The following is a 23,550-nucleotide window of genomic DNA, read 5'->3' on the forward strand; positions in this document are numbered from 1 at the left end:
TACCGTATAATAACTGATAAAGGTGACGTTATTGCGCAAAACGATTTGCCGCAAAATATTGCACTACCATCTCCTGCCTTGATTTCTGAAAAACCGACGTTTGCGACTATTCCTGGGCGGGGAGAACATTCGTTGAGAATAGTTATATTCAAAACACTCTTTCGGGAAGATGCTGAAGCTGCTGAACCGGAAATAGCTCATACGAATATCGCACAAACCGTTATTATTTATTGCGGTGGTTCCCTATATAAAATCAATGAAGATTTGGAAGATTTACAATCCCGCCTGATTATTATTGGATTAATAACTTTTTTATGCGCTGGGCTTGGCGGATTTTCCCTATCAAATCGAGCGCTCCGTCCAATAAACCAGATTAGCCATAACTTATCGAGAATATCCGATACTCATTTAAACGACCGAATTGATAGTGCGAAATTTGATATCGAATTGCATCCGTTAGTGAATCAACTTAACGCAGCGTTAGACCGATTAGAAATCGCCTTCCATCGGGAAAGGCAGTTTACCGCTGATGCCTCGCATGAACTCAGAACTCCATTATCCGTTATCGTGAATAATATTGAAGTTCTACTGAAACGACCACGAACTTCTGAAGAACATCTGGAAGTCCATCAATCGAATCTGCGAACCGCACAGCATATGCAGAAGATTATTGAAGGACTCTTAACCTTATCCCGAATCGATGCTGGGCAAGTATGGTTGCAAAAGAAACCGGTACCTCTTTATCCGTTAGTTGAGGATATTTTAGTACTGCTTAAAAATAAAGCTGCGGAGAAACAGGTTCGATTAAATAATGAAGTAGATAAATCTATTCAAATTACCGTCGATTCGGATAAATTTAAACAAGCACTATTGAATCTTATCGAAAATGCAATTACTTATAACCGGCAGAATGGAAGCGTCACGATAAAATCGAACCTGCTCGATAATCAAATTGCACTGGATATCATTGATACCGGAATCGGTATTCCCCCAGAACATCTGAACCGGATTTTCGAACGGTTTTACCGAGTTGACCCTTCGCGGTCAGAGCTTACTGGCGGATGTGGATTAGGACTAGCGATCGCTAAAAGTATCATCGAATTACATCAGGGAATTATTTCTGTCACTAGTAATCCAGCCGGTAGTATTTTTTGCGTTATTCTTCCAATAAATTAATCTTCTATTAATCTATGATTTGATACACTTATGTATGAATCGTGAGGTTAAGGAGGTGAATTCGACAGTGAACCACTTGCGAAAAATATTGCTATTTATCGGAATAGCGGTGATACTAGGCAGTACAATAGCGTTTGCTATAGAAAGCGGCAAAGATACTGCTAAAATAATAACATCATCAAAATCAGCGAAATCGGTATGGCGTGATTCTTTCTTCGTTGATAAGAAGAATCTAAGGCCGATAGGAGAGAATCCTTACTTTATCCTAAAACCCGGATATAAATTATCATATCAAGAAGGAGATATCCGTATTACCCAGACCGTTCTTCATGAAACTAAGGTAATTGATGATGTAGAAGTAGGTGTTATTGAAAATCGAGAGGAGAAAAACGGTAAGGTATTTGAAGTTACGAAAGATTACTTTGCTATTGACACTATCACCAACGATGTCTATTATTTCGGAGAAGATGTTGATGTGTATAAAGACGGTAAAATAGTCGGCCATGATGGTGCTTGGGTGTCCGGAATAAACGGTGCGAAATTTGGGCTGATGATGCCAGGAAAAATTAACGTTGGTGATAAATACTATCAGGAATTAGCTCCGAAAGTTGCCATGGACCGTGCTGAAATCATAGAGACCGGTTTAACGATAGAAACTCCGGCTGGAATATTTACGAATTGTATCAAGGTAGAAGAGACCACCCCGATGGAACCGAAGGCCAAAGATTATAAATGGTATGCACCAGGTGTGGGAATGATTAAAGATAATGATATGATACTCATCAAAATTGAACAACCAAAAAATAAGGAGGTGAATTCTAGATGAAAATGAAATGTTTGGGTATAGCATTGCTAATTCTAAGCCTATTCCTTTTCTTCGGGTTAGCAAATGCAGTGGAACAAAAAGCTGAATCGGAAAAAGCAGAAAAAGCCGAGAAATCTGAAATGAGCGAAAAGCAGACACTGGCTACCTCTGCAAAAGTGAGTATGGCCGCAGCACTTGCGACCGCCTCAAAACAGGTTGCAGGGACCGTTCTCGCTGCAGAATTGGAAAATGAAGATGGAAAAACAATCTTTTGCTTTGAGATTCTACCAACCCCAACAAGTGAGATTGTTAAAGAGGTAAAAATTGACGCGGTGACGGGAGCCTTCCTTGGCATAGAAGACGAAAATGCAGAAAAAGAAGTAGGTGAAAACGCTAAGGAATCGAAAGAATGGGCTGATAAAAAAGGTAAGCATGGTGAGGAATATAGCCGTAAAGAATGCAAAGAGAAAGAGGGTAAAGAAAAAGCTAACGAAAAAATAGAAAAAGGTGATAAGAGAATGAAGCAATCGAAGGAAAAGGACGAGAAAGAAGATAACGAGAAGGGAGAAAAAGAAGAGAAAGATTAAACCGGTTTTGACGGCTACCCTCTAAAAAGAAAAATATTTAACCGCAGAGAACGTAAAAGAGACAAGTTATTGGTTCTCTGCGGCATTTTCTTATGATTAAAGTTAGGATTAATATATATAATAAATTATAGCATTTTTTCATTTAACAAGCGTCTTTTTCTTATATAGTATAATGAAGAGAAGGCGGATTTGTTCGATTCAAAATTAATAATCAGGATATTTTTTATTTTTACAATAAGGAGGCGGCGGTAACAATGAAAATCCTGTCAAGAAAAATAATGGCGTGGAGTATGCCAGGATTGATATTAGTAGTTTGTTTTATGCTGGGTAGTATTCTCTATGCCCAAGAAGAAGGCAGGGGACCGGGAGCTATTGGGATTAATCGCGCCCGCGAGGTAACCGGAGAAAAGGTTAAATGTCCGCAATGCGGTACGCTCAATGACCCGACGAATAATAATTGTGTAAGTTGTGGATATGCCTTGAAATCCGGAGGGAGTTCCACCCCACCACCATCCGTTTCTGTTGACGAATACCGCCGGTTTCAAGCCGCCGCTCCGCAAGTCGTTCCAGATGGCAGTACACCAGGAAACCAACCTCAAGTGAAGGAAGAAAAACGATATACCGTGGTAGAAGGGGTCCATGAGAGCTGTGTAAAATGCAATAAAGAGTTACGTAAACCCAAGAAACGAGAAATTTTCGAATCCCAGTTAGCGGGATTCTATGACGATGGTGCCCATGGTGATGAAGTTGCGGGGGATGGTATTTATAGTAATATTACCGAAGAGAAAGACCGCCTTTGCGATGAATGTTGGGATCAATTTCAATCCCTGCAACGGTTAGTAAAATATTCGCAACAGGATAGTCCGGTAGAATTTTATATGGTTTCGGTGGCGGCCGAAGACCCGTCAACAACCCCTCCCTCGCCCATACCGACCCAAGGATATTGGGCTTCCCGGCGCGATGGACGAGACGGTTTTTTTGCCGATTATACGACGCGAATTTTTGCCTCATACAAAGATCCGATTACCAAAGAGTTTTACAAACAATTCCAGTGGACGGTCGAAGAACTAGCGGCAATCAAAGCCGAAAAGAAACGGCAGACATTGGAACAGCGGTGGCAGCAACAACAGAATCACCAACAGGAACCAACAAGAGATACTCCTATGTATGGTGAAGTGCAACCCGAACAATACCGAAGTAGTTATTTCGGTGAACAACATAGCGGCCCGCACACAGGACCAGAATAGGAAGCTCAGATATAATGTATTAGTTTCAGTATCAGGAATGTTCAAATGAAAATACAGATTGATATTATTTAATAAAGTATAGACATAGGTTGATATGGAATAAATTAAACCGTAGGAATGTTATATTTTAGATTCCTACGGTTTTATTATTAAAAATATCATTTAATCAATTAAAAATATACTCGATTGAGTTCGAATATTCTATAATATATATTTTAAACTTTGAATAAATAAGTTACATATAATGCAATGAATTTTATAGTTAAAAGAGTCATTGGAAGTGTTGTTATCATCATTATCCTAGGTGTTCTATTTTGGTTAGATGTTCCATTAGATACCCTGCGACGGAGCCATGAATATCCCGGAATAACCTATATCACTGCACATTATTTGAGTTTCTTCGGTTCCGGAGGCGTATTAGCGGGAATCGCTGGATTACTCTTCTTATATGGACTACTCAAAGATTCAAATAAAACCATCCAGATTGCGCATCAACTTATCATTGCGCTGCTGATAACCGGAATAATCATTTGTATACTTAAATTGACCATCGGTAGGATTCGACCGAAATTGCCGAATAAAGGAATGTTTGTTTTCTTCCCGGGATTTACTGCTCAAGCTGGAGTTCAATCTTTTCCGTCTGGGCATACCGCAGCAATATTTAGTTTCGCGCCTATATTCACTTTATTGTCCCCTATACTTGGTATTATCGCATATGCCATGGCAACGCTCGTTGCGATAACGCGAATTCATTCCGATTTGCATTTTATCACCGATGTAGTTATCGGCGCAGGATTAGGGATACTCATCGGAACGATCGTTGTTCATAAGGCGCATGCGGGAAATAAGTTCTTTCGATTATCTCTTTCAAAAAGGAATCTTATCCTATATTCACTGTTAATAATTTTAATTTTAAGTAGTTTCCTGTTCTTCTACCGACTGGGGACCCCAGGACTTTTCGATTTAGATGAATCAGTTTTTGCAGAAGCAACGCGGGAAATGCTCGAAACCGGCAACTGGATAACCCCCTATATGAATTACGAACTCCGATTCGATAAACCGATTCTCATCTACTGGCTGATGGCTATTGCTTATAAAATGTTTGGAATTAACGAGTTTGCTGCTCGGTTTTGGTCAGCTTTAAACGGAACAATTCTAGCGCTATTTATCTTTTATTTCGGCGTGAAATGGAACGATATTAAATTCGGATTATTAAGCAGTCTGATTTTTTTGACCTGTTTGGAAACGATGATACTTGGTCATGCAGCAATAACCGATATGACCTTATTACTGTTTATAACTGGCGCATTACTTGCATTTTATCGGGCATACAGTTCAGAATTCGCAAATGGAAAACGATGGTATTATCTTTTTTATACCGCAATGGCGCTAGCGCTTTTAACGAAAGGAATAATCGGAGTAGTTTTTCCCGTGGGTATCATTCTAATATTTCTCATACTTACACGCCAGGTGAAAACAACCCTTCAAGAAGCGAAGGTATTAGCGGGATTCGGAATGTTCCTGATTATAGCGCTACCGTGGTATATTCTCGTTTATCTGCAAAACGGTTGGGCGTTTATTCAGAAGTTTATCATATTCCATCATCTATACCGATTCACTGAACCTATTGGTGGTCATTCTGGAAATGTATTCTATTATATTCCAATTATTCTATTCGGCTTTTTCCCTTGGAGTAGTTTTCTTTATTCAGGAGTCACCGCTTCTATTCCTTGGCGATGGAAACAATGGAGCACTCTTCCGAAACGAGAGCAATTTCCGATATTGTGTATCATCTGGATAGCGGTAGTTTTTTTATTTTTCACGGTTGCGCAAACGAAACTCCCAAACTATGTCGCCCCGTTATTTCCGCCGATGTCATTTCTGGTTGCCTCCTGGTGGTATAAAAAGTTAGATTCCAAATTCCAAACTGCAAATTCCCCAAAAAGACATTTGGATTCCGAAGTGTTATCTGCAGACTCCTCGCCTAATGCTTGCGAGAAAGAGACGGAACTAAATTCGACCGTTGCCGCTATAACCTTGTTGTTATTGGGTAGTATTCTTGGAATAACATTTATCATATCCCCAATAATCATTAAGAATATTGCAGCAAGCGGGAAATTAGCAGGTATGGAATCATTCAAACTCGGATTTATTCCTTATCTGCTTGGAATACTCTTCCTGCTCGGAACGAGTAGTGCAGCAAATCTTTTATGGAAAAAGAAATATGCTGCAAGCTTCATCGTTTTAATCATTCTAATGCTGCTATTCTGGTTCTTTGCGCTAACAGAGTTGGTTCCAATTGTTTATGAATATCAACAAGGACCGATATATCGTTTCGCTACCGGTATCAAGAACGAATTACAACCGACCGATATTATCGTCGAATTCGGACATAATAATCCGTCGGTGATATTTTATAGCCAACATCGGATCCTGCGCCTTGGCACCAACCAATTCGACCGATTAACCGAATTATTTCAATCTTCAAACCGTGTGTATCTTATTTCGAATAAACTGAAACTCCGTGACCAATTCCAGCAACTACCGAAGTTTCAATTGATTGCTATCGAAGGCCAATATCTTTTTGCGAAGAATTTCTAACCATAAAATATAATCTATACACACATAGGGCGGAAAGAGGAACCTGGAGCTAAAAAATTAGGATTGTAACCTTTACGTGATTCGTGAAGTTTACTATTGCATTCTTTGCGATAACTTAGTTTTCGATTTCAACCTTCTACTGGTTTACTTCTCGAATCCAACCGTATACCATGAGAACTACTAAGAGAATTGCTGCGGAGAAGCTTATCGTCGGTGGGAATATTGCCCCCGCTTTTCCTACGATAGCTTGTGGCTCGAGGCCTAACCAAAAATAAACCTGATTGAGCAGAAGACCAAAAAACACTGCACACCCGGCGATTGATAGAAGATAAACAATCAACGATTTTGTTCCAAAATAGCGGGTTATTAAAGGAAACGCGGCAGCATTGGTTGCCGGGCCAGTTAATAGGAAAACTAGTGCTGCGCCGGGATTAATCCCTTTCAGGATCAGCGCGGCGGTTATCGGAGTACTACAACTCGCGCAAACATATAACGGAATTCCAATAAGCAACATTACCAACATAGATAAAAACGTATTTCCCAAATATTTATCTACCCAACTGGTTGGAACAAAATACGTTATCATTCCTGCAATTAAGAGACCAAGAATGAACCATTTTGCCGTTTCACCCATTAAATCTATAAACGCATAGCGGAGTCCAAGAGATAATTTTTTCAATATTCCCATTCTTGCCTGTGGAACAAGTGGAGCGCAATTAGAATCTGAATGACATGCACAATAATTATTATTGGAAGGGGTAGATTCATTAACCGTAACTGATGGTTCTTCTTTATCAAGCCAATTATTCATTATCCCGGCACCGAGTGCAGTGAAAAAAGCTGAAATCGGACGGAATAAGGTCATAATCGGGTCAATCAATGCATAGGTTAATGCGATTGAATCTATCCCGGTTTCAGGAGTTGAAATCATAAACGCCATAGCTGCACCTTTACTTGCACCTTGTTTCCGTAACGAGATTCCCGCCGGGAGTACGCCGCAGGAACACAATGGAATCGGGATTCCAAATAATGCTGCCCGAATGATCGGTTTAATTCCTTTCCCGCCGAGATATTTTGCAACTTTTTCCGCAGGAACAAGGATATACAATATCCCTGCCATCAGGAAACCGAATAATAGATATATTGCTGATTCCTGCAATATTTTCCATGACTCCATCAGGATGCCGAGTAAAATATTCATGCTCAAAATAATTTAGTGGATAAAAATAACAATTATTCCGAGGATAGTCATCAGAGAACCGAGAATGAGTTTTTCATAATGTTCCAATTTAGCGAAGCGGATGTTTTCGATTCCCCGATACGCGAAATACGTTAAAATCATCATTCCACCAACGGTTCCAAGCGCAACGAACATTGATAATAGAATGATGATATACCATCCCAGCGGACTCGCTGCAAAATATATCGGCAGTATTGCTTCGCAGGGCGAAAAAGTTAAAATCGCAATTAATGATAATATCGCATGTTTATCCGATAACTCAGCAGGATGGCCATGTTCATGTCCATGCCCGAGTTCTTTGAAATGCAATCCGATATAGAGCATTCCCAGCAGGATGAGAATTCCCGCTGCAATTGGTCCCACGATTCCTTCAACAACTTCTGATACTTTCCAGCCAATCCATGCGATTAAAAAACCGACGACAGTAGTACTTCCAACATGACCGAGTCCAGCGAGCGATACAACGGATAGCATTTTGCGTAGCGTCCATTGTTGTGCGCGAGCAACTAATATAAAGGGAAGCCAGTGGGTTGGAATCATAGCATGGACTGCAGCGATACCAATTGAGATTAAAATAATAAAAGGTATAGTTTGCGGACTAGTCGTCATAATGCTTAACCATTCTATTCTATGATACACTATTTTTCGAATTTTTATAATGAGTTTACAGATTAAAAATGATAAGGTTACTGAAATAGTAACCATACCACGCTGGGTAATCAATTTTCAAATTTGCATATATTGTGCTTGCTAAGAGAGGATAATATAATATGGATAAGAATATCTTATTATTCAATGGGAATATACTTACGTTATCCGAAAAACTCCCGCGATGTGAAGCGGTATTTTTGCGAAATGAAAAAATTGTTGCTTGTGGAACATCTCGCGATTTATTAACGCACTATCAATCTGCAAATCAAGTTATTGACCTACACGGGAAAACCGTTCTACCTGGCTTTATTGATACCCACGTTCATCTCACGGATACTGGGATTGATACGCTTGGTGTAGATTTAAGCGAAGCGCATTCTATTGCGGAAATACAGGATAAACTAGCGAACTTCGCGAAACATCTACCGCCAGGAACTTGGGTTATTGGCTATGGGTATGATGATAGCGTTCTGCAAGAGAAACGATTTCCTACCCGATACGATTTAGATAAAAATCTTGCTGATTATCCAGTTTGTATTTCACGACGAGATGGACATTCTTTGGTAGTAAATTCTGCCGGATTGAAACTGCTTCAGCTTTCTCCTGAAACCGATGGGTATGAAAAAGATACCCAGACCGGAGAACCAACCGGAATAATGCGCCGAGTTGCGGTGGGACAGACGAATGAAAAAGTGTTCGGTCAATTATCTGATGAACAGCGGTTAAAAGGATTAACCACCGCTGTGCAATTTGCGATTTCGAAAGGAATAACCACCATTCATGCACTCGAAGGTGGGAGCGAAACTGCGGATAAGAATCTAGCGGTATTAATGCAATATCAGGATACCCTACCGGTACGGATTATTATCTATCATCAGACCTGCGATGTCGCTCGGGTTCAACAAGAAGGATTCCCGCGTATCGGCGGATGTATTCTAGTTGACGGGTCGATTGGTTCTCATACCGCCGCAGTTACCGAACCGTTCAACGACGACCCGGGAAATACCGGCGTCCTCTATTTCACGGATGAACAATTATATAGATTTATAGAAACTGCACATTGTGCCGGATTACAAATTTCAATGCATGCGATTGGCGACCGCGCTATCGAACAAATCCTAAAAACCTATCGGCAAGTATTAGCGAAATACCCACGGGCTGACCATCGGCATCGGATTGAACATTACGAACTGCCGCGACCGGAGCAAATCTCGCAAACAGCTGAACTCGGTCTTATCCTGGGAATGCAGCCGACATTCGATTATCTCTGGGGCGGACCGAATCAGCTTTATGCAACCCGACTTGGCGTTGAACGAAGTTTATTTTCAAATCCGTTCCGAACCATCCTTGATGCCGGGATAAAAATTGCGGGGGGTTCGGATAGTTATGTTACCCCAATGGACCCGCTTCTTGGCATTCATTCTGCAGTTAACCATTATTCCCCGCAACAGCGGGTAACGGTTGATGAAGCGATTCGTATGTATACTACAGTAGCAGCGTATGCTGCGTTTGAAGAGCATCTAAAAGGAACGATTGAACCGGGAAAACTAGCAGATTTAGTTGTTCTAGAAAAAAATCCATATGTAGTTCCCACAACCGAATTAAAAGATATCCCGGTATCTATGACAATATGTAGAGGAGAAATAGTCTATTCACAAGATGCAAGGTAATGTAAAGGAATCTTAGCAATTTCAATGTATTGAATATGCAACCATGCTTTTATCTAACGTGGCGAAAACCATAGCTAAATATCAGTTATTTCAATCCGGTGATAAAGTCGTTATCGGTGTTTCCGGCGGACCGGATTCGATCGCGTTACTCTATTGTCTTAATGAATTGAGAGAAGAATACCAGCTGAAACTAATTATCGCCCATCTCAATCATCAAATTCGCGGAAAAGAAGCGGATGCGGATGCTCGGTTCGTTCAATCCCTAGCTAAAAAACTACAATTTCCATGTTTCGTTAAATCGGTCAATGTTCCAGCATTGGCAAAAAAAGAAAAGAAATCGCTGGAAGAAACGGCGCGACAGATTCGGTATGCGTTTCTCTGGGAATTAGCGGTTAAGAAACAAGCGAATAAAATTGCACTTGGTCATACTGCGGATGACCAGATTGAAACAATAGTAATGTGGTTTTTACGCGGGTCCGGACCGGAAGGATTAAGCGGAATGCCAGTCGTTCGCCAGAGCGAAGTACCTAGTACCCAGTACCAAACAGAGAGAAGTGTTCGATGTAAATGCAAGCATCCAATTTATATTATACGCCCGTTACTGGAAACATCAAGAAAAGAAATTCTGGAATATCTGAACCAGCATAAAATCTCGTTTCGGCAGGATACGACAAACCTAAAACCAATCTATCTTCGGAATCGGATTCGGTTAAAACTGCTACCGCTGTTGGAAAAAGAATATAATCCGAATCTTCGGGAGACGTTATTACGCACCGCTACTATTCTCCGCGATGAACAGGATTATTTTAATTCCGCAGCGAATATGTTATTTCCCTGTTTATGGAATCGCGAACGAACTGATTGTATTGCACTTAACATAACCGAATTGCGACGGTTAGATAAGGCAATACATCGGCATCTCGTTCGTCAGGCGATTGAACGGGTTCTCGGTTCATTATCCGGGTTCGGATTCGAACATATCGAAGCGATACTTGAACTAGTGAAATCCGGTGGAGATGGATTAATGCTGCATTTACCGCATCAGCTAACAGTTCGGATTGAACAGGATCATCTATGTTTCTACCTCGAACACCCGATAAAGAAAACTATTCAACCGAATAAATTGATTGCAGTTCCCGGAACCACGCAAATCGAGACGTTGGGAATTAAAATTAAGACCGAATTGCGTACAGCATCTCCGTCTGCATCCGCTAAAATCCGTTTGAATCAGAATGATATAGCATTGCTTGACGCAGATAGAATTCAGTTTCCATTAACCCTCCGCACGTGGCAACCAGGGGATATCTTTTTCCCACTCGGAATGACCGGAAAAAAGAAACTGCACGATTTCTTTATTGATGAAAAGGTTCCGCGAACGCAACGCGATAAAATTCCACTTATCGTTGCAAAGAACGGTGATATCCTTTGGGTGGTGGGTAAGAGAATCAACGAGAAGTATAAAGTTACTTCCGGAACGAAACGAATTCTGCGAATAACCTTTACATAAACCACTAAGTCACCAAAGCACTAAGTATAATGATACAGATTTTTTCTTGGTATCTTAGTGTCTTGGTGATAGATTATTTTTTGGTCACGCGTTCAACATATTTCCCGGTATGCGAACTCACTTTAACTATATCACCAACTTTAATAAACTGCGGAACCAAGATTTCCATCCCATTTTCAAGCGTAGCGGATTTATAAGTTGCATCTGATTCCCCGCGAATTCCTGCTGCCGTTGAAACCACTTTCACTTCAACCAATTCTGGTAAAATAACCCCGACCGGATTCCCTTCATATAACTGGATCGGAAGTTTCATTCCTTCTTTCAGGAATTTTTCAGCAAATTTGCCCAGTAATTCTTTTCGAAGCGAAACCTGTTCGTAGGTTTCAGGGTCCATAAAATAATATTCTTCTTCGGTGGCATAGAGATATTCGAATTGCCGAGTTTCGAGCTCAACATCATCAAGTTTATCATTCTGATGGAATTTCCGGTCGAGTTCTGCGCCGGTAGATAACTTCCGAAGTTTCGCATGGATAAATCCAGCAAACTGAGCAGTTCCGGATTTATGCTCGACTTCAAGCACCCGATATAATTCATTGTCTATCCGGAGTGTAGTTCCATGTTTCAATTCCGCAGCGATTATCATAAGGACATACCTCCTTAAAACTAGGTAGTATATGTGCTACTTGGTTCGGCGATATAGCAGAGTTAGACCGAACGAGTTTCGAGTTCGTTCGGTCTAACACAATTTCTACTGCCATAATGGCAATGGGTATTTTTCGGTTGCAATTGAACTTGACTGGTTTCGATTAACCTGCCCTCGTTAAAGTTAATTCGTGTACCTACGTCTACAAAATATAGGTTAGATTAAAACGCAATAAGGGGAATTGTCAAGTCAAATTCTACCCACCAAGGCATTAAGACATCAAGAGGATCATTAAAATGTAAAAAATAAATATGCTTGGAGCCTTGGTGGTAGATTAGGGTTTATGTTTTATTTTTTCCTGCAGTTCCTGAAGTTTCTGCAACGCTTGGAGAGGAGTTAAGTTCGATAAATCGAGCGATTTAAGTTCGTCAACAACCGGATGGCTAACGAAATCGAAGAACGATAACTGTATTCCGGAGACCATTTCCGGCTGAGGCGATTTCGTTCCTACTTCCGGATGGGTTGCCGCGAGTTCTTCTTTCGCAGTTCGGCTATATTTTTCTAAATCGAACAGAACTTCTTTTGCACGCTGGATAACCGAGAGCGGAAGTCCAGCCAATCGGGCAACAGCAATTCCATAACTTTTATCGCAAGGGCCAGGAACAATCTTATGCAAGAATATAACTTTTTCGTTCCATTCACGAACCGCAACATTATAATTTTTCATCCCAGCTAGAACTGAAGCGAGTTGGGTTAATTCATGATAATGGGTAGCAAATAAAGTTCGCGCATGTACCATATCGTGAATATATTCTGCTACTGCCCAAGCGATTGATAAGCCATCAAAGGTACTGGTTCCACGACCGATTTCATCTAGAATTAATAGACTACGAGATGTAGCATTATGCAAGATATTTGCCGTTTCATTCATTTCAACCATAAAGGTTGATTCGCCACGAAGTAAATTATCCGCAGCACCGACCCGCGTGAAAATACGATCAACTAACCCGAGTTTAGCGGATTTCGCCGGTACATACGACCCGATTTGACCTAGTAAACTGATTAATGCTACTTGCCTGATGTAGGTTGATTTCCCTGCCATATTCGGTCCGGTAATCAGCAATAACCGATTTTCGTTGGTATCAATATAGGTATCGTTTGGAACAAATTGCTGTTCCGGCAGGAACCGTTCGATAACCGGATGCCGGCCATCTTTAATTTCGATAATCGGTTCTTCCGTCAATTCCGGTAAACAATAATCATATCTGACCGCAACTTCCGCTAACGTTGATAGAACATCAAGCAATGCGAGTGCATCTGCGGTCTGCTGGATACGTTTCGTTTGCGCAATAACTTTCTCCCGTATTTCACTGAATAGCTGATATTCCATTTCAACCATTTTCTCTTCAGCGCCGAGAATTTTCGATTCCCACTCTTTAAGTTCCGGAGTGGTGAACCGTTCCGCATTAGCGGTAGTCTGTTTCCGTTCATAATCCGCAGGAACGAAAGCAAGATTCGGTTTGGTAACCTCAATATAATATCCGAAAACGTTATTGAATTTAACTTTCAGCGATTTTATTCCAGTTCGTTCGCGTTCGCGAGCTTCCAGTTGTGCGACCCAATTTTTGCCACCGCGACTAATTTCCCGCAGTTCATCTAACGGCGGAAAATAGTTATCTTTAATCAAACCACCTTCTTTAACCGATAACGGTGGGTCATCAACAATCGCACGATGAATTAAATCACGCAGTTCGGGAATATCGTCGAGGGAATTTATAGTTTGCTGTAAAAGGGAAGGGGGCGATTCATCTATTCCAATATTTTTGCGCGGAATACATTGCGTCAGTACCTTGTTTATGTCAGGAACTATATCTAACGATTTTTTAAGGGAAAGAACATCCCGAGCATTTGCCACGCCACAACCGATTTTACCAAGAAGCCGTTCTAAATCGTAAATGTTATCTAATAACTCACGCAAGTTCCGGCGCAAGGTATGATCGTGATAAAAGAAATGAACCCCGTGCTGTCGCTCTTTAATTTTTTCAATATTTAATAAAGGTTGGCTAAGCCAATGTCGTAGTTTCCGTCCACCCATTGCGGTTATTGTTTCGTCGATAACCCCTAAAAGCGACCCGGATTTCGATTTTTCCCGCTGGGTATAAAATAATTCTAGATTTTGACTGGTGGTAGCATCCAAGATAAGATATTCTTCCGTAGAATAGGTTCTTATTGAAGTTATATGGGATAACTCCGTTTTCTGGGTATCTTTCAGATAGGCAAGAATAGCGCCGGCTGACCCAACAGCTAGTTGTAACGATTCACAACCGAATCCTTTCAGGGTTGTTGTCTGGAAGTGTGCGGTCAGTTTCGGATATGCGGTATCATAAGCGAATTGATATTCCTGATATGGATAAACCGTCAGTGCTGGTTGCTGGGAGCAAAGTCCGAACATCGGACTTTGCTTAGATAACGAATCGGGTAGCAAACATTCCCGAGGTGATAACCGTTCTAGTTCAGTCTTAAGTTTAATCAAATCAGGGGTATCAGTAAATTCGGTTACCAAAAATTCGCCCGTAGATAAATCCGCTATTGCGAATCCTATCTGGATCCGGTTAGCATCAAATTTAGGGTTGATAGCGATAAGATAATTATTAATCTTTTCATCAAGCAGACTGCCTTCAAGAACCGTTCCGGGAGTAACTACTCGGACTATCTGCCGTTTCACCACACCTTTCGCGAATTTCGGATCTTCCATCTGCTCACAAATAGCAACTTTGCATCCCTGTTTAATTAATCGCGCAAGGTAAGCATTAACCGCATGATGCGGCACTCCAGCTAACGGAACTGTTTGATCTTTTCCAACATGTTTTTTCGTTAGCGTAAGTTTCAGCAGTTTGGCACCGAGAATTGCATCATCGCCGAACATCTCATAGAAATCGCCTACCCGAAATAAAAGAATTGCATCAGGATGCTGGGATTTCAGCTGATGATACTGCCGCATTAACGGAGTAAACTGTTCCATAACGTTTAGACCTAATTTCGAAATTCAAAGTTCGAATATCGAAGCAAAAAGATAACCATAAAAACTTGAAAACGGAAACACCTAAAGACCGAATTTTGTTTTTCGATTATCAGTTTGTTTATCGGTGTATTATTCAGGAGGTTAGATTTCGATATTCGGATTTATTTATATTTATTATATCTTATAATGAAGTATACTTTAATCCTTTATCCCTTTATGGTAAGATTTTAATTTAACATTATGGATAAAGAAAAGAAAATTCTGCTGATAATTCTGTTATTTACTCTTGCATCACGCCTGGTTTTCTTACACTGGAACGCTGGCGAGTATACCGATGGTATCATCCAGATGACCTTGTTTACTACGGCAAAAGAGAATACGTTTTATCCGCCGTTATATTCCTGGTTGATTCAACTATTTACCCTAATATTTCGTGATTTAGAGACCAGTGCTAAATTGGTCTCGATGCTCGCCGGGACATTAAGCATTATCCCGATATATCTCATTGCAAAACGGTTGTTTAATGCCAAGTCCGGATTCTATGCCGCTATGTTATTTGCCATCTCGCCTGAAATCTGGCGATGGCATATTCGGATTATGACGGATTCGTTGTTTACCCTGTTTTTTATCTGGAGCATCTATTTTATTCTGTGCATCCGACAACCGACATCCGACATCCGAAATTTATCTTTCGCATGGTTTTTTGCCGGATTAGCGAGTCTAACCAGATATCAAGGGATTGCACTCATTCCGCCATTGTTACTCCAAACTGTATATATCATTCGTCGTGGTTTCTTAGATACAGCTGAGTCCGACGTACCACGTATCCCATACCGAGTAATTTTATCTTACGCAAGTGTAGCAATTATTCCTTGGCTTTCTCTCATCTGGTGGGTAGGAACGCGCGGATTTGGCCATATCGGGCAATATGCTGAACGAACCGGTGAAAATTGGGTGATTAGTATAATGTCATATCTAACCATGGCAGAATCATTTGTTCTTTATATCCCGTATGAACTAACTTACCTAGTGTTTAGCCTTTTTATTTATGGGATAATAACAATGAATCAGAGAACGGGTGAATGGGTGAATAGACGAACAGAAAGCAAAACTGGTTTTTTCCAAAGTACCGATTCTGCGGTTTGCCAATTCAATATTATCTTTATGTATCTTTTTGTCGTTTGGCTCATTATCCATTCACCATTTGAATCGTTCCAGTATCGGTATTTTATCCCGATATTTCCATTTTTCTTGATACTCGCAGCGTATGGGATAACTAGATTTACCGCAGAGAATGCAGAGCATGCAGAGAAAAGACAAAAAGGGTTGCGAGTTAAAAAAACCATTGTCGTTATTACAATGATGAGTTGCCTTATATTTTCATTATTTTCACTTTATCTTCAGCGGGATACTTTCGGAGATATAAAACGTGCGGCAATTGCGTTGAAAGAATCACAGATTCCGAAAGATACACGAATTTTCGGAAATGAACTCTACCGTCCGGGAATGGATAACTTGAAACTCGAATTCTGGTCAGGATTGAACGTTGAACCGTATAATCTCGAAACGCGGGAACACGTGCTACCAGGAGACTATATTGTACTCCATAATGTTTATGGCAATATAGTCGGTGAATTAGATTTTTTACAGAGCCGGTATAAGGTTAGTAAAATATATCAATCGCTCGCGCAAACGGTTCCATTACTTCCGGATATTATGGTATCTCCACCGTTCACCAGCCATCCGGCATGTATGCTATTTAAATATTTCCCACAAAAGTTTATAACCATTATCGTGCGGATAGAAAAACGTAACGATTCTTCCGAATGATTGCGATTGGTTCAGTAGAGATGTTCATACAATTCGTTGCGATTCGATACATACGATGAATATGAAAAAAGATTGGTTTGCAATAGGTATATTATTAATTTTAGTTTTACTCCTCTTTGGGAAAATAATCATCAACAACGAATATTTTTCCGGATTAGATTTGGTGAACGCATTTTATCCCTGGAAAACATTTTTAGTCCAATCGGTTCAAGCTGGAGAATTACCGCTCTGGAATCCGTATACCTTCTGTGGTAATCCGTTTATCGCGAATTTTCAAGCGTGTATCTTCTATCCGTTAGATATGGTTTTCTTTTTCACCTCACCAGCAAATGCTTTTCGTATCCTGTTAATTTTGCATATTTTCTTATCGGGACTGTTTACCTATATTCTGGCGCGATATCTGCATTTGAACCGGACCGCAAGCATCTTTTCTGCAAGCGTTTTTATGTTCAGCGGATTTATCTTTGTTCGGTTATCCGCTGGACATTCAACGATGATTAATGGATACGCCTGGATTCCGTTCATTTTCTATTTATTCTTAAAAACTATCAGTGAGAAAAAAAGTATATTATTTCTTTTCCTATCAATTATCCTCGCGATGCAGTTTCTATGTGGTCATCCGCAAGTTCCCTATTATACCTTGTTTGCGCTAGGTATCTATTTATTTGGCTATACAGTATTTCAATGGCAGTCTGAGCGAAAACTTAAACCGCTCATGTACCCGTGGATAACGTTTATTGCCGGAGGTATTGTTGCAGGAACACTCGCCGCAATCCAGATGATACCTGCTTGGGAATTAACCCAATTATCCGCAACTCGCGCCGGTGGCGTTCAATATGAACTTGCAACCGTTGCTTCGTTATCGCTGAAATATCTTCTCCTTTTTTTCGCGCCAATGCTGTTAGGAAGCCCGCTAGATAATACTTTCTGGGGTGGGTTGGCTGGGTTCACTGAAACCGCTGGATATCTAGGGATAATACCGCTGCTTCTAAGCATTTATGCAGTTTATCGAACCAGGCGAACGCAAATGACCATATTATTTTCTTTAATTGGACTAATTGCGTTGCTTTTCGCCTGCGGGAAGCATACGCCATTCTACTGGCTGTTCTACCATTATTTCCCTGGATTCAATTTATTCCGCTGTCCAGCGCGGTGGTTAATGTTCGTTACATTTGCAGTTGCGATATTAAGCGGTATAGGATTACATAATCTGATTGAGTTTGCTCAAGAGAAGAAAGAGCTTAAAAAGTATCTTATCTTTTTATGCTTCATAGGAACAATCATTGTCTTAACTATCGGAGTGCTTAACTCATTTAAACGAGACATAATCATCACGCTATTTCAAAATGAGATAGCTTCTTTATCCGAGTTTTATGGACCCTCGGTACCGAAAGAACAATTAGCCGCATTGATTCCGCAGGATGCGATGGTCAACCGTTTCCAGGTCATTATCAATACACTATGGAAAGGATTTGGTTTATTCTTAATTTCCAGCAGTATTTTCTATATTTTCTGGCGAAGTAAAACAGCTACTTGGTATCTAAAAGTTCTACCGATAGTAGTTTTATTAGGCGATTTATGGTCGTTCGATGTATGGTTTATCACCACGGATAAAGCAGAAAAATTTGCCGAGAATTATTATTTCAATTCGCCGGAAGTGCAGTTCCTGAAATCAGATAATACCTATTATCGCATTCTTTGTCTAGATGAGGTTCTCTCCTGGATGCATACGACGGAAACCGGTCCGACTGCGGAGTTCCGCCCGAACCGACCGATGCTACATCAAATCTATGATACACGAGGGTACGACCCGGTAACCTTACGGAGTTATGTTGATTATATCAATCGAATGCAAGGATACCCGCAACGGTCATATCAAGGGGGACTTCTCTATATCCCGTCAATAGAAAAATGTGATTGGCAAATGTTATCCCGATTAAATGTTAAATACATTTTAACCGTCAATGAGGTGAACGACCCGAATTTAGACTTGGTGTTTTATGACCGATTGAAAATATACCAGAATAAAACGTTTATCCCGCGCGCATATTTTGTTCACGACCAGCGACAAGAGAATATCGTTAGAACCGAAATTAATATCGAAACATATACCCCAAACCGAATTGAAGTAAGTGTATCGAATAATTCGACGGGATTGTTAGTATTAAGTGAACTCGCTTATCCCGGCTGGCAGGTTACCGTTGATGGGAAAAAGAAAGCGATGGTGGTGTATGAAGAGATATTCCGAGCAGTAGAATTGGAGCCAGGAAAACATCAGATACAGTTCAGGTATCAACCGTTATCGTTTCGTTTAGGCAAGTTGGTTTCGTTGATAAGTTTCCTAGCATGGAGCATGGTTTTATTGATAAAATTGATTGTAACAAGGTATACAAGAAAAAAAGTTTGTAACTCCGTTTTCGTTTTGGAGTGAGTACCTCCGAGTTTTAACGCGAAGCGTGAGATAAAAGGAGACAAATTAGGTTTACCGCAGATCCTTCGTACATTAATGTATTATGAAATTAAGCAGTAAATTATTCATAGTTTTTATCCTGCTTCTCCTTGCAGTTTTATTTAGTTTTGCAATTTATTGGAAAAAGAACCGTCCGATAGTAATCGCAGCGTTTACGGTTAAACGAGGCGATTTAATAACATTTGTTTCCGCTTCCGGTTCGATTGAAGCTGATACGAAAGTGAAATTGAGCAGCAAAATCGGTGGTCGAGTTCTTGCAGTGAAAGTGAAAGAGGGTGACCTGGTTAAATCGGGGCAACTATTAGTTCAACTTGATTCCGCAGAATTAACCGCACAACTTCACCAAGCGAAAGCTGCTCTGCAAGGTGCAGAAGCGAATTTAGCGATTGTTAAACGCGGTGCGAGAGCAGAAGAAATTGCTGCTGCGGAAGCGCAGCTCAACGCTGCACAGGCGAGTTTAGATGAGGCTAAGAAAAACTATCAGCGGATGCAACTGTTATATCAGGATGGAGCAATCAGTGCGCATCAGTTCGATACTGCACAAGCGCAATATGAAGTTGCGCTAGCACAAGTTAAATCTGCTCAAGAACAGTTGCGGTTACTCAAATCGCGTACTACAAATGAAGATATCGCTGCCGCAGAATCGCGTGTGAAAGAAATAAAAGCTACTCTTGAACAGTTGCAAGCGCAATTGAATAATACACAAATTTATGCGCCGTTCTCCGGAACTGTTACCCAAAAGCTTGTAGATGAAGGAGAGACAATTATCCCAGGAGCCCCATTATTATTCCTTGCGGATATGAATACGATTCAGGTCACCTGCAATGTTGATGAAACTGATATCGGTAAAGTTCGGGTCGGAATGCCAGCGAAAGTATACATGGATTCTTATCCGAACCGAGTGTTTGATGGAATTGTAACCCGTATCGCGACCCAGACCACTGATTTGAAAGAAAAAGGGATAACTTTTGCGGTGAAACTTAAATTGCTTAGGATTGATGTTCCCTTGCGTATCGGTATGTCAACGGACGTTGATATTCAGGTAGATAATCAGAATGATGTTATTTATATCCCGGTAGAATCAGTGTTACGTGAGGGTGATAAATCCTATGTATATGTTATCGAACGTAGTCTTGCCAGGAAACGATATATCGAAATCGGTTCCGGGAATGAAGAATATATAGCTATCAAATCCGGATTGAAAGAAAATGAACTGGTTGCCCGAACTGAACTTGATAAACTCCGAGACGGAGCTCGGGTGCGGGTATCGTCATAATAAGAAAAGGCGTTCTAACAAGATTTAGAACGCCTGTAAATATATCTCAGCTTCTACCGGAAAAACCTCTCTTTATTCAAACAGCTCGCCAAGCGGAACGAAACGTGGTGCAATCGCAGTGTTATCCTCTATAATCAATGGCGCTGAAGTCGGAGTAATCGTAATCACTGCGGTGGTACCAGTATCACCTTCTTCATCCGTAGCCGTAATGGTTAACGTCCCGGAGATATTTCCCGTTTGGGCAGTAAAAGTTACTTCTGGTCCAGTTAGAGCACTCAATTGCCCTAATCCGGTTGTGCTCATTGTCCAGGTGATGGTTCCGACGGTATTGGTTGTATCTGCTGAAATGAGAACAGACCCACCCGGATTTATCGCTTTAGGTGTATTCGGGGTAACAGGAATTGCGGAGGAATACACTTTCATTCTCCAGTTACCATAATCACTGACAACTAAGTATCGTTTCCCGCTAGCGGTTACCACCACTGCATCAGATGGGAAGTTGAAATGAGCATCGTCATTTCCTGATTCGTCCGGCACGCCGAGTACTTGCACGACCGCGCCAGTCGTCGCATTGATTATCTGCATCGTATGTCCAATACCACTTCCTACTAAACTGCCGCCGGAATAGATGACCGTATTCTTAACATTATCATAAGCTATTCCAAGTCCGGAAGCGTTCTGGTCAGCGTTATCTACAATAGTATCACATGCATACTGCAGAATATTGGTTATATCCGCTTCGATTGCGCGACCGGAAACATTATTAAATCGAAGAATATCCCGGCTTCGATTTACCCATAGATTATAGATTGTATCTGTTCCGGCAATCGGTTGAATTACAATATCACGTGGATAGGTTCCTGGTTTCAGTTGGTCATATGTTGCACCACCGGCGATAGATTGGTCGAGCATATTCCGCACGCGAATTTTTCCATTTAACAAATCACCATGGAATAAGTGCCGTCCTTTAGGATTGGTGGTATCATTATCTACAGCAATACCAGTCGGACGTCCACTTGATGGATTTAGCACCGTCGTTATTTCCGCTAAACTCGGATTCCAGATTTTATAGTAGCTCGACGCTGCCGCTCCAGTTTCTACCGCACCGTAGATATTCCCATCCGCATCAACAGCTATCCCTAATCCGCCACGATATTGTGGCATTGCCATGGTTGAAGTATCGAATGCGAGAAATGTTGGGGTGCCAGCCAACCAATTACTGATTTTATAGAAATGAATTGGAGTAGGAGTAGCGTTGCTATTAAATCCGGATGCGTACAGGTTGTTATTCGCATCTGCAGCTAACCACATATAGCTAACGCCGGGCGTTATCGTGGTATCCACATAAAAAGTTTTATATAACGACCACTTCGCTGAAAAAGCTAACGAGGTTGATAACAGCAGGATACCACTTAAAATTATTATCTTTTTGAACATTGATTATCCCCCCTTTCTCAAATAATGCACACGTTAATTTACGTATATACTATAGCACCCTTTCTCTAATAATGTCAAATAATTTAGTCATAAAATCTACAGTAGGGTTGAGTTCAACAGCGAAATTCGACCATCTGCATTCAAATGGAAAAAATAAGTTTGTGGAGAGCGGTATAACTCTATGCGAATAATATATATCTCCGTTAAGGTAAAAAACATATTTTTATGGTATAATCAAAATCAAAAATTTTAGCAGTATCCCAGGTTCCACTCAATGATTTTATGGGAAGTGAGGTGAATCAACAATGGAAGAAATAAAAATCGGGGTAGTAACGCATTATTTTAGTAAAGCGCAGGTTGCGGGAATTAATATTACGGACGGCGAGTTGAAAGTCGGAGATACAATCCACATTAAAGGGCATACGAGCGATTTCACGCAGAAAGTAGATTCGATGCAAATTGAACATCAACCGGTACAAGTTGCGACGAAAGGACAAACTATCGGGATAAAAGTTATTGACCATGCGCGAGAACACGATGTGGTATATAAGGTTATCGCCCCATAGAAGCGTATCCATTGGAATAAAACAACCGCAAATTTGCAGGTTATCGGTGTGCAACGAATATAAGGTCTGAAGAAACCTGCTCGTTGAATGGTGAGAAGGTAAAATCGCCGTAGAACTTAAGTTTGCGGTATCCAACGGTGTGTAATGAGTGAAGCAACTTCGGTTTGGTTAACGGCAGAAGTTCGGTGGTATGCCGGTTCATCTCCCATTTGCCCTGCTGTTTGATGAACGTGAACACATCGAGATTTGCTTTTCTGGGTGGGAAACTGTATAATCGGAGAAATAAAAGTTCTTTCCCATCGACTTTCGCTGTACGCAATGGCATCGGTGTAATATTCTGGTTCATCAATCGTTGAAAGTTTAATATCTGAACAATCAGTATCCCGTTCGGATTAAGGATATCGTGCATCTCTTGAAGCGTAGTATTCAATTCTTTAAGATTCTGTAGTTGCACCAGTGAATTTCCAACACAAACGATTGCATCGAATCTGCAAGGGATATATTCGGTTAACCGCTTGAAATCCGCATAAACGAACTCAACCGTTTCCCGTTCTTTTTTTGCGAGCTTTCGAGCTTGTTCTAACATCGGTTCGCTGATATCAGCGCCGATAACTTCGAAGCCAAGTTTTGCAAACGCTACCGCATGCCGACCACTACCACAGGCACAATCGAGTACGGTTTTAACTTTATACTGCGTAAATAGCTGTTGATAGAATGGCAATTCGCGTGTTAACCGAGCAGTCCAGTCTATCATTGCGTCGTAATATTCACTTTTCATTTTAAATTTAGCATCTAGCATAGTGAATATTAACTTTCATTTGA

17 protein-coding genes are annotated in these 23,550 nt (G+C 40.8%); 11 read left to right on the top strand and 6 right to left on the bottom strand.

Annotation, left to right across the window (positions count from 1 at the left end; all coding sequences use genetic code 11):
• The 5 genes from N3A72_10835 to N3A72_10855 form a co-directional block, all read left to right on the top strand.
• A partial coding sequence (locus tag N3A72_10835; GenBank protein MCX7920077.1) for an ATP-binding protein occupies positions 1–1,176 on the top strand: 1,176 nt, incomplete at its 5' end.
• Between the two features lie 67 nt (positions 1,177–1,243).
• A complete protein-coding gene (locus tag N3A72_10840; GenBank protein MCX7920078.1) occupies positions 1,244–2,002 on the top strand; it encodes a hypothetical protein in 759 nt (252 codons plus the stop codon).
• Positions 1,999–2,568 (top strand): PepSY domain-containing protein, encoded by a 570-nt coding sequence (locus N3A72_10845; GenBank protein ID MCX7920079.1) that lies wholly within the window; start codon positions 1,999–2,001, stop codon positions 2,566–2,568. Before N3A72_10840 ends, N3A72_10845 begins: the two co-directional genes overlap by 4 nt.
• 254 nt (positions 2,569–2,822) lie before the next feature.
• Positions 2,823–3,815 carry a zinc ribbon domain-containing protein gene (locus tag N3A72_10850; protein MCX7920080.1) on the top strand — a complete coding sequence of 331 codons (993 nt, stop codon included), beginning with the start codon at positions 2,823–2,825 and terminating at the stop codon, positions 3,813–3,815.
• Positions 3,816–4,064: 249 nt separating this feature from the next.
• Positions 4,065–6,416 carry a phospholipid carrier-dependent glycosyltransferase gene (locus N3A72_10855; protein ID MCX7920081.1) on the top strand — a complete coding sequence of 784 codons (2,352 nt, stop codon included), beginning with the start codon at positions 4,065–4,067 and terminating at the stop codon, positions 6,414–6,416.
• A 136-nt stretch (positions 6,417–6,552) separates the two neighbouring features.
• Here N3A72_10855 and N3A72_10860 read toward each other — a convergent pair whose 3' ends face one another.
• Together N3A72_10860 and N3A72_10865 are read right to left on the bottom strand one after the other, a co-directional pair.
• Positions 6,553–7,617 (bottom strand): SO_0444 family Cu/Zn efflux transporter, encoded by a 1,065-nt coding sequence (locus N3A72_10860; protein MCX7920082.1) that lies wholly within the window; start codon positions 7,615–7,617, stop codon positions 6,553–6,555.
• Between the two features lie 12 nt (positions 7,618–7,629).
• Complete coding sequence (locus N3A72_10865) at positions 7,630–8,361, bottom strand: hypothetical protein (GenBank protein MCX7920083.1); 732 nt, start codon at positions 8,359–8,361, stop codon at positions 7,630–7,632.
• A 65-nt stretch (positions 8,362–8,426) separates the two neighbouring features.
• Here N3A72_10865 and N3A72_10870 point away from each other — a divergent pair, with 65 nt between their 5' ends.
• Positions 8,427–9,977, top strand: coding sequence for an amidohydrolase (locus N3A72_10870; GenBank protein ID MCX7920084.1), 1,551 nt, complete (start codon positions 8,427–8,429; stop codon positions 9,975–9,977).
• Between the two features lie 43 nt (positions 9,978–10,020).
• Positions 10,021–11,484 carry a tRNA lysidine(34) synthetase TilS gene (gene tilS, locus N3A72_10875; GenBank protein MCX7920085.1) on the top strand — a complete coding sequence of 488 codons (1,464 nt, stop codon included), beginning with the start codon at positions 10,021–10,023 and terminating at the stop codon, positions 11,482–11,484.
• Between the two features lie 73 nt (positions 11,485–11,557).
• On the opposite strand, the gene efp is transcribed toward tilS, so the two are convergent.
• Complete coding sequence (efp, locus tag N3A72_10880; GenBank protein MCX7920086.1) at positions 11,558–12,127, bottom strand: elongation factor P; 570 nt, start codon at positions 12,125–12,127, stop codon at positions 11,558–11,560.
• A gap of 334 nt (positions 12,128–12,461) precedes the next feature.
• On the bottom strand, positions 12,462–15,149 hold the full coding sequence (gene mutS, locus N3A72_10885; GenBank protein ID MCX7920087.1) for a DNA mismatch repair protein MutS: 2,688 nt from the start codon (positions 15,147–15,149) through the stop codon (positions 12,462–12,464).
• Positions 15,150–15,389: 240 nt separating this feature from the next.
• Between mutS and N3A72_10890 the strand changes: the two genes are divergently transcribed.
• The 3 genes from N3A72_10890 to N3A72_10900 all read left to right on the top strand — a co-directional run bounded on the left by N3A72_10890 (position 15,390) and on the right by N3A72_10900 (position 20,725).
• The gene (locus tag N3A72_10890; GenBank protein MCX7920088.1) at positions 15,390–16,979 is read left to right on the top strand and encodes a glycosyltransferase family 39 protein; all 1,590 of its coding nucleotides are present in this window, start codon (positions 15,390–15,392) and stop codon (positions 16,977–16,979) included.
• A 61-nt stretch (positions 16,980–17,040) separates the two neighbouring features.
• Positions 17,041–19,410: a YfhO family protein gene (locus tag N3A72_10895; GenBank protein MCX7920089.1), complete on the top strand. Its 2,370-nt coding sequence runs from the start codon at positions 17,041–17,043 to the stop codon at positions 19,408–19,410.
• Between the two features lie 82 nt (positions 19,411–19,492).
• A complete protein-coding gene (locus N3A72_10900) occupies positions 19,493–20,725 on the top strand; it encodes an efflux RND transporter periplasmic adaptor subunit (protein ID MCX7920090.1) in 1,233 nt (410 codons plus the stop codon).
• A 72-nt stretch (positions 20,726–20,797) separates the two neighbouring features.
• Here the strand turns inward: N3A72_10900 and N3A72_10905 are convergent, their stop codons facing one another.
• Positions 20,798–22,162 carry a hypothetical protein gene (locus tag N3A72_10905; protein ID MCX7920091.1) on the bottom strand — a complete coding sequence of 455 codons (1,365 nt, stop codon included), beginning with the start codon at positions 22,160–22,162 and terminating at the stop codon, positions 20,798–20,800.
• Positions 22,163–22,467: 305 nt separating this feature from the next.
• Here N3A72_10905 and N3A72_10910 point away from each other — a divergent pair, with 305 nt between their 5' ends.
• On the top strand, positions 22,468–22,728 hold the full coding sequence (locus N3A72_10910) for an EF-Tu/IF-2/RF-3 family GTPase (GenBank protein ID MCX7920092.1): 261 nt from the start codon (positions 22,468–22,470) through the stop codon (positions 22,726–22,728).
• A 40-nt stretch (positions 22,729–22,768) separates the two neighbouring features.
• On the opposite strand, the gene N3A72_10915 is transcribed toward N3A72_10910, so the two are convergent.
• Entirely contained in the window at positions 22,769–23,527 is a 759-nt protein-coding gene (locus tag N3A72_10915; GenBank protein MCX7920093.1) for a methyltransferase domain-containing protein, read from the bottom strand.
• Positions 23,528–23,550 lie beyond the last annotated feature (23 nt).

Source organism: bacterium (genome assembly GCA_026416715.1).
Classification (GTDB): Bacteria; UBP4; UBA4092; order JAOAEQ01; family JAOAEQ01; genus JAOAEQ01.

What these genes read in the sequence shown, in the direction of transcription:
- N3A72_10895 (MCX7920089.1), top strand. Translation starts at nt 17,041, where the DNA reads ATGAAAAAAGATTGGTTTGCAATAGGTATATTATTAATTTTAGTTTTA.
- N3A72_10870 (MCX7920084.1), top strand. Translation starts at nt 8,427, where the DNA reads ATGGATAAGAATATCTTATTATTCAATGGGAATATACTTACGTTATCC.
- tilS (MCX7920085.1), top strand. Translation starts at nt 10,021, where the DNA reads ATGCTTTTATCTAACGTGGCGAAAACCATAGCTAAATATCAGTTATTT.
- N3A72_10900 (MCX7920090.1), top strand. Translation starts at nt 19,493, where the DNA reads ATGAAATTAAGCAGTAAATTATTCATAGTTTTTATCCTGCTTCTCCTT.
- N3A72_10890 (MCX7920088.1), top strand. Translation starts at nt 15,390, where the DNA reads ATGGATAAAGAAAAGAAAATTCTGCTGATAATTCTGTTATTTACTCTT.
- N3A72_10860 (MCX7920082.1), bottom strand. Translation starts at nt 7,617, where the DNA reads ATGAATATTTTACTCGGCATCCTGATGGAGTCATGGAAAATATTGCAG.
- efp (MCX7920086.1), bottom strand. Translation starts at nt 12,127, where the DNA reads ATGATAATCGCTGCGGAATTGAAACATGGAACTACACTCCGGATAGAC.
- N3A72_10915 (MCX7920093.1), bottom strand. Translation starts at nt 23,527, where the DNA reads ATGCTAGATGCTAAATTTAAAATGAAAAGTGAATATTACGACGCAATG.
- N3A72_10850 (MCX7920080.1), top strand. Translation starts at nt 2,823, where the DNA reads ATGAAAATCCTGTCAAGAAAAATAATGGCGTGGAGTATGCCAGGATTG.
- N3A72_10910 (MCX7920092.1), top strand. Translation starts at nt 22,468, where the DNA reads ATGGAAGAAATAAAAATCGGGGTAGTAACGCATTATTTTAGTAAAGCG.
- N3A72_10905 (MCX7920091.1), bottom strand. Translation starts at nt 22,162, where the DNA reads ATGTTCAAAAAGATAATAATTTTAAGTGGTATCCTGCTGTTATCAACC.
- N3A72_10855 (MCX7920081.1), top strand. Translation starts at nt 4,065, where the DNA reads ATGAATTTTATAGTTAAAAGAGTCATTGGAAGTGTTGTTATCATCATT.
- N3A72_10865 (MCX7920083.1), bottom strand. Translation starts at nt 8,361, where the DNA reads ATGGTTACTATTTCAGTAACCTTATCATTTTTAATCTGTAAACTCATT.
- N3A72_10845 (MCX7920079.1), top strand. Translation starts at nt 1,999, where the DNA reads ATGAAAATGAAATGTTTGGGTATAGCATTGCTAATTCTAAGCCTATTC.
- mutS (MCX7920087.1), bottom strand. Translation starts at nt 15,149, where the DNA reads ATGGAACAGTTTACTCCGTTAATGCGGCAGTATCATCAGCTGAAATCC.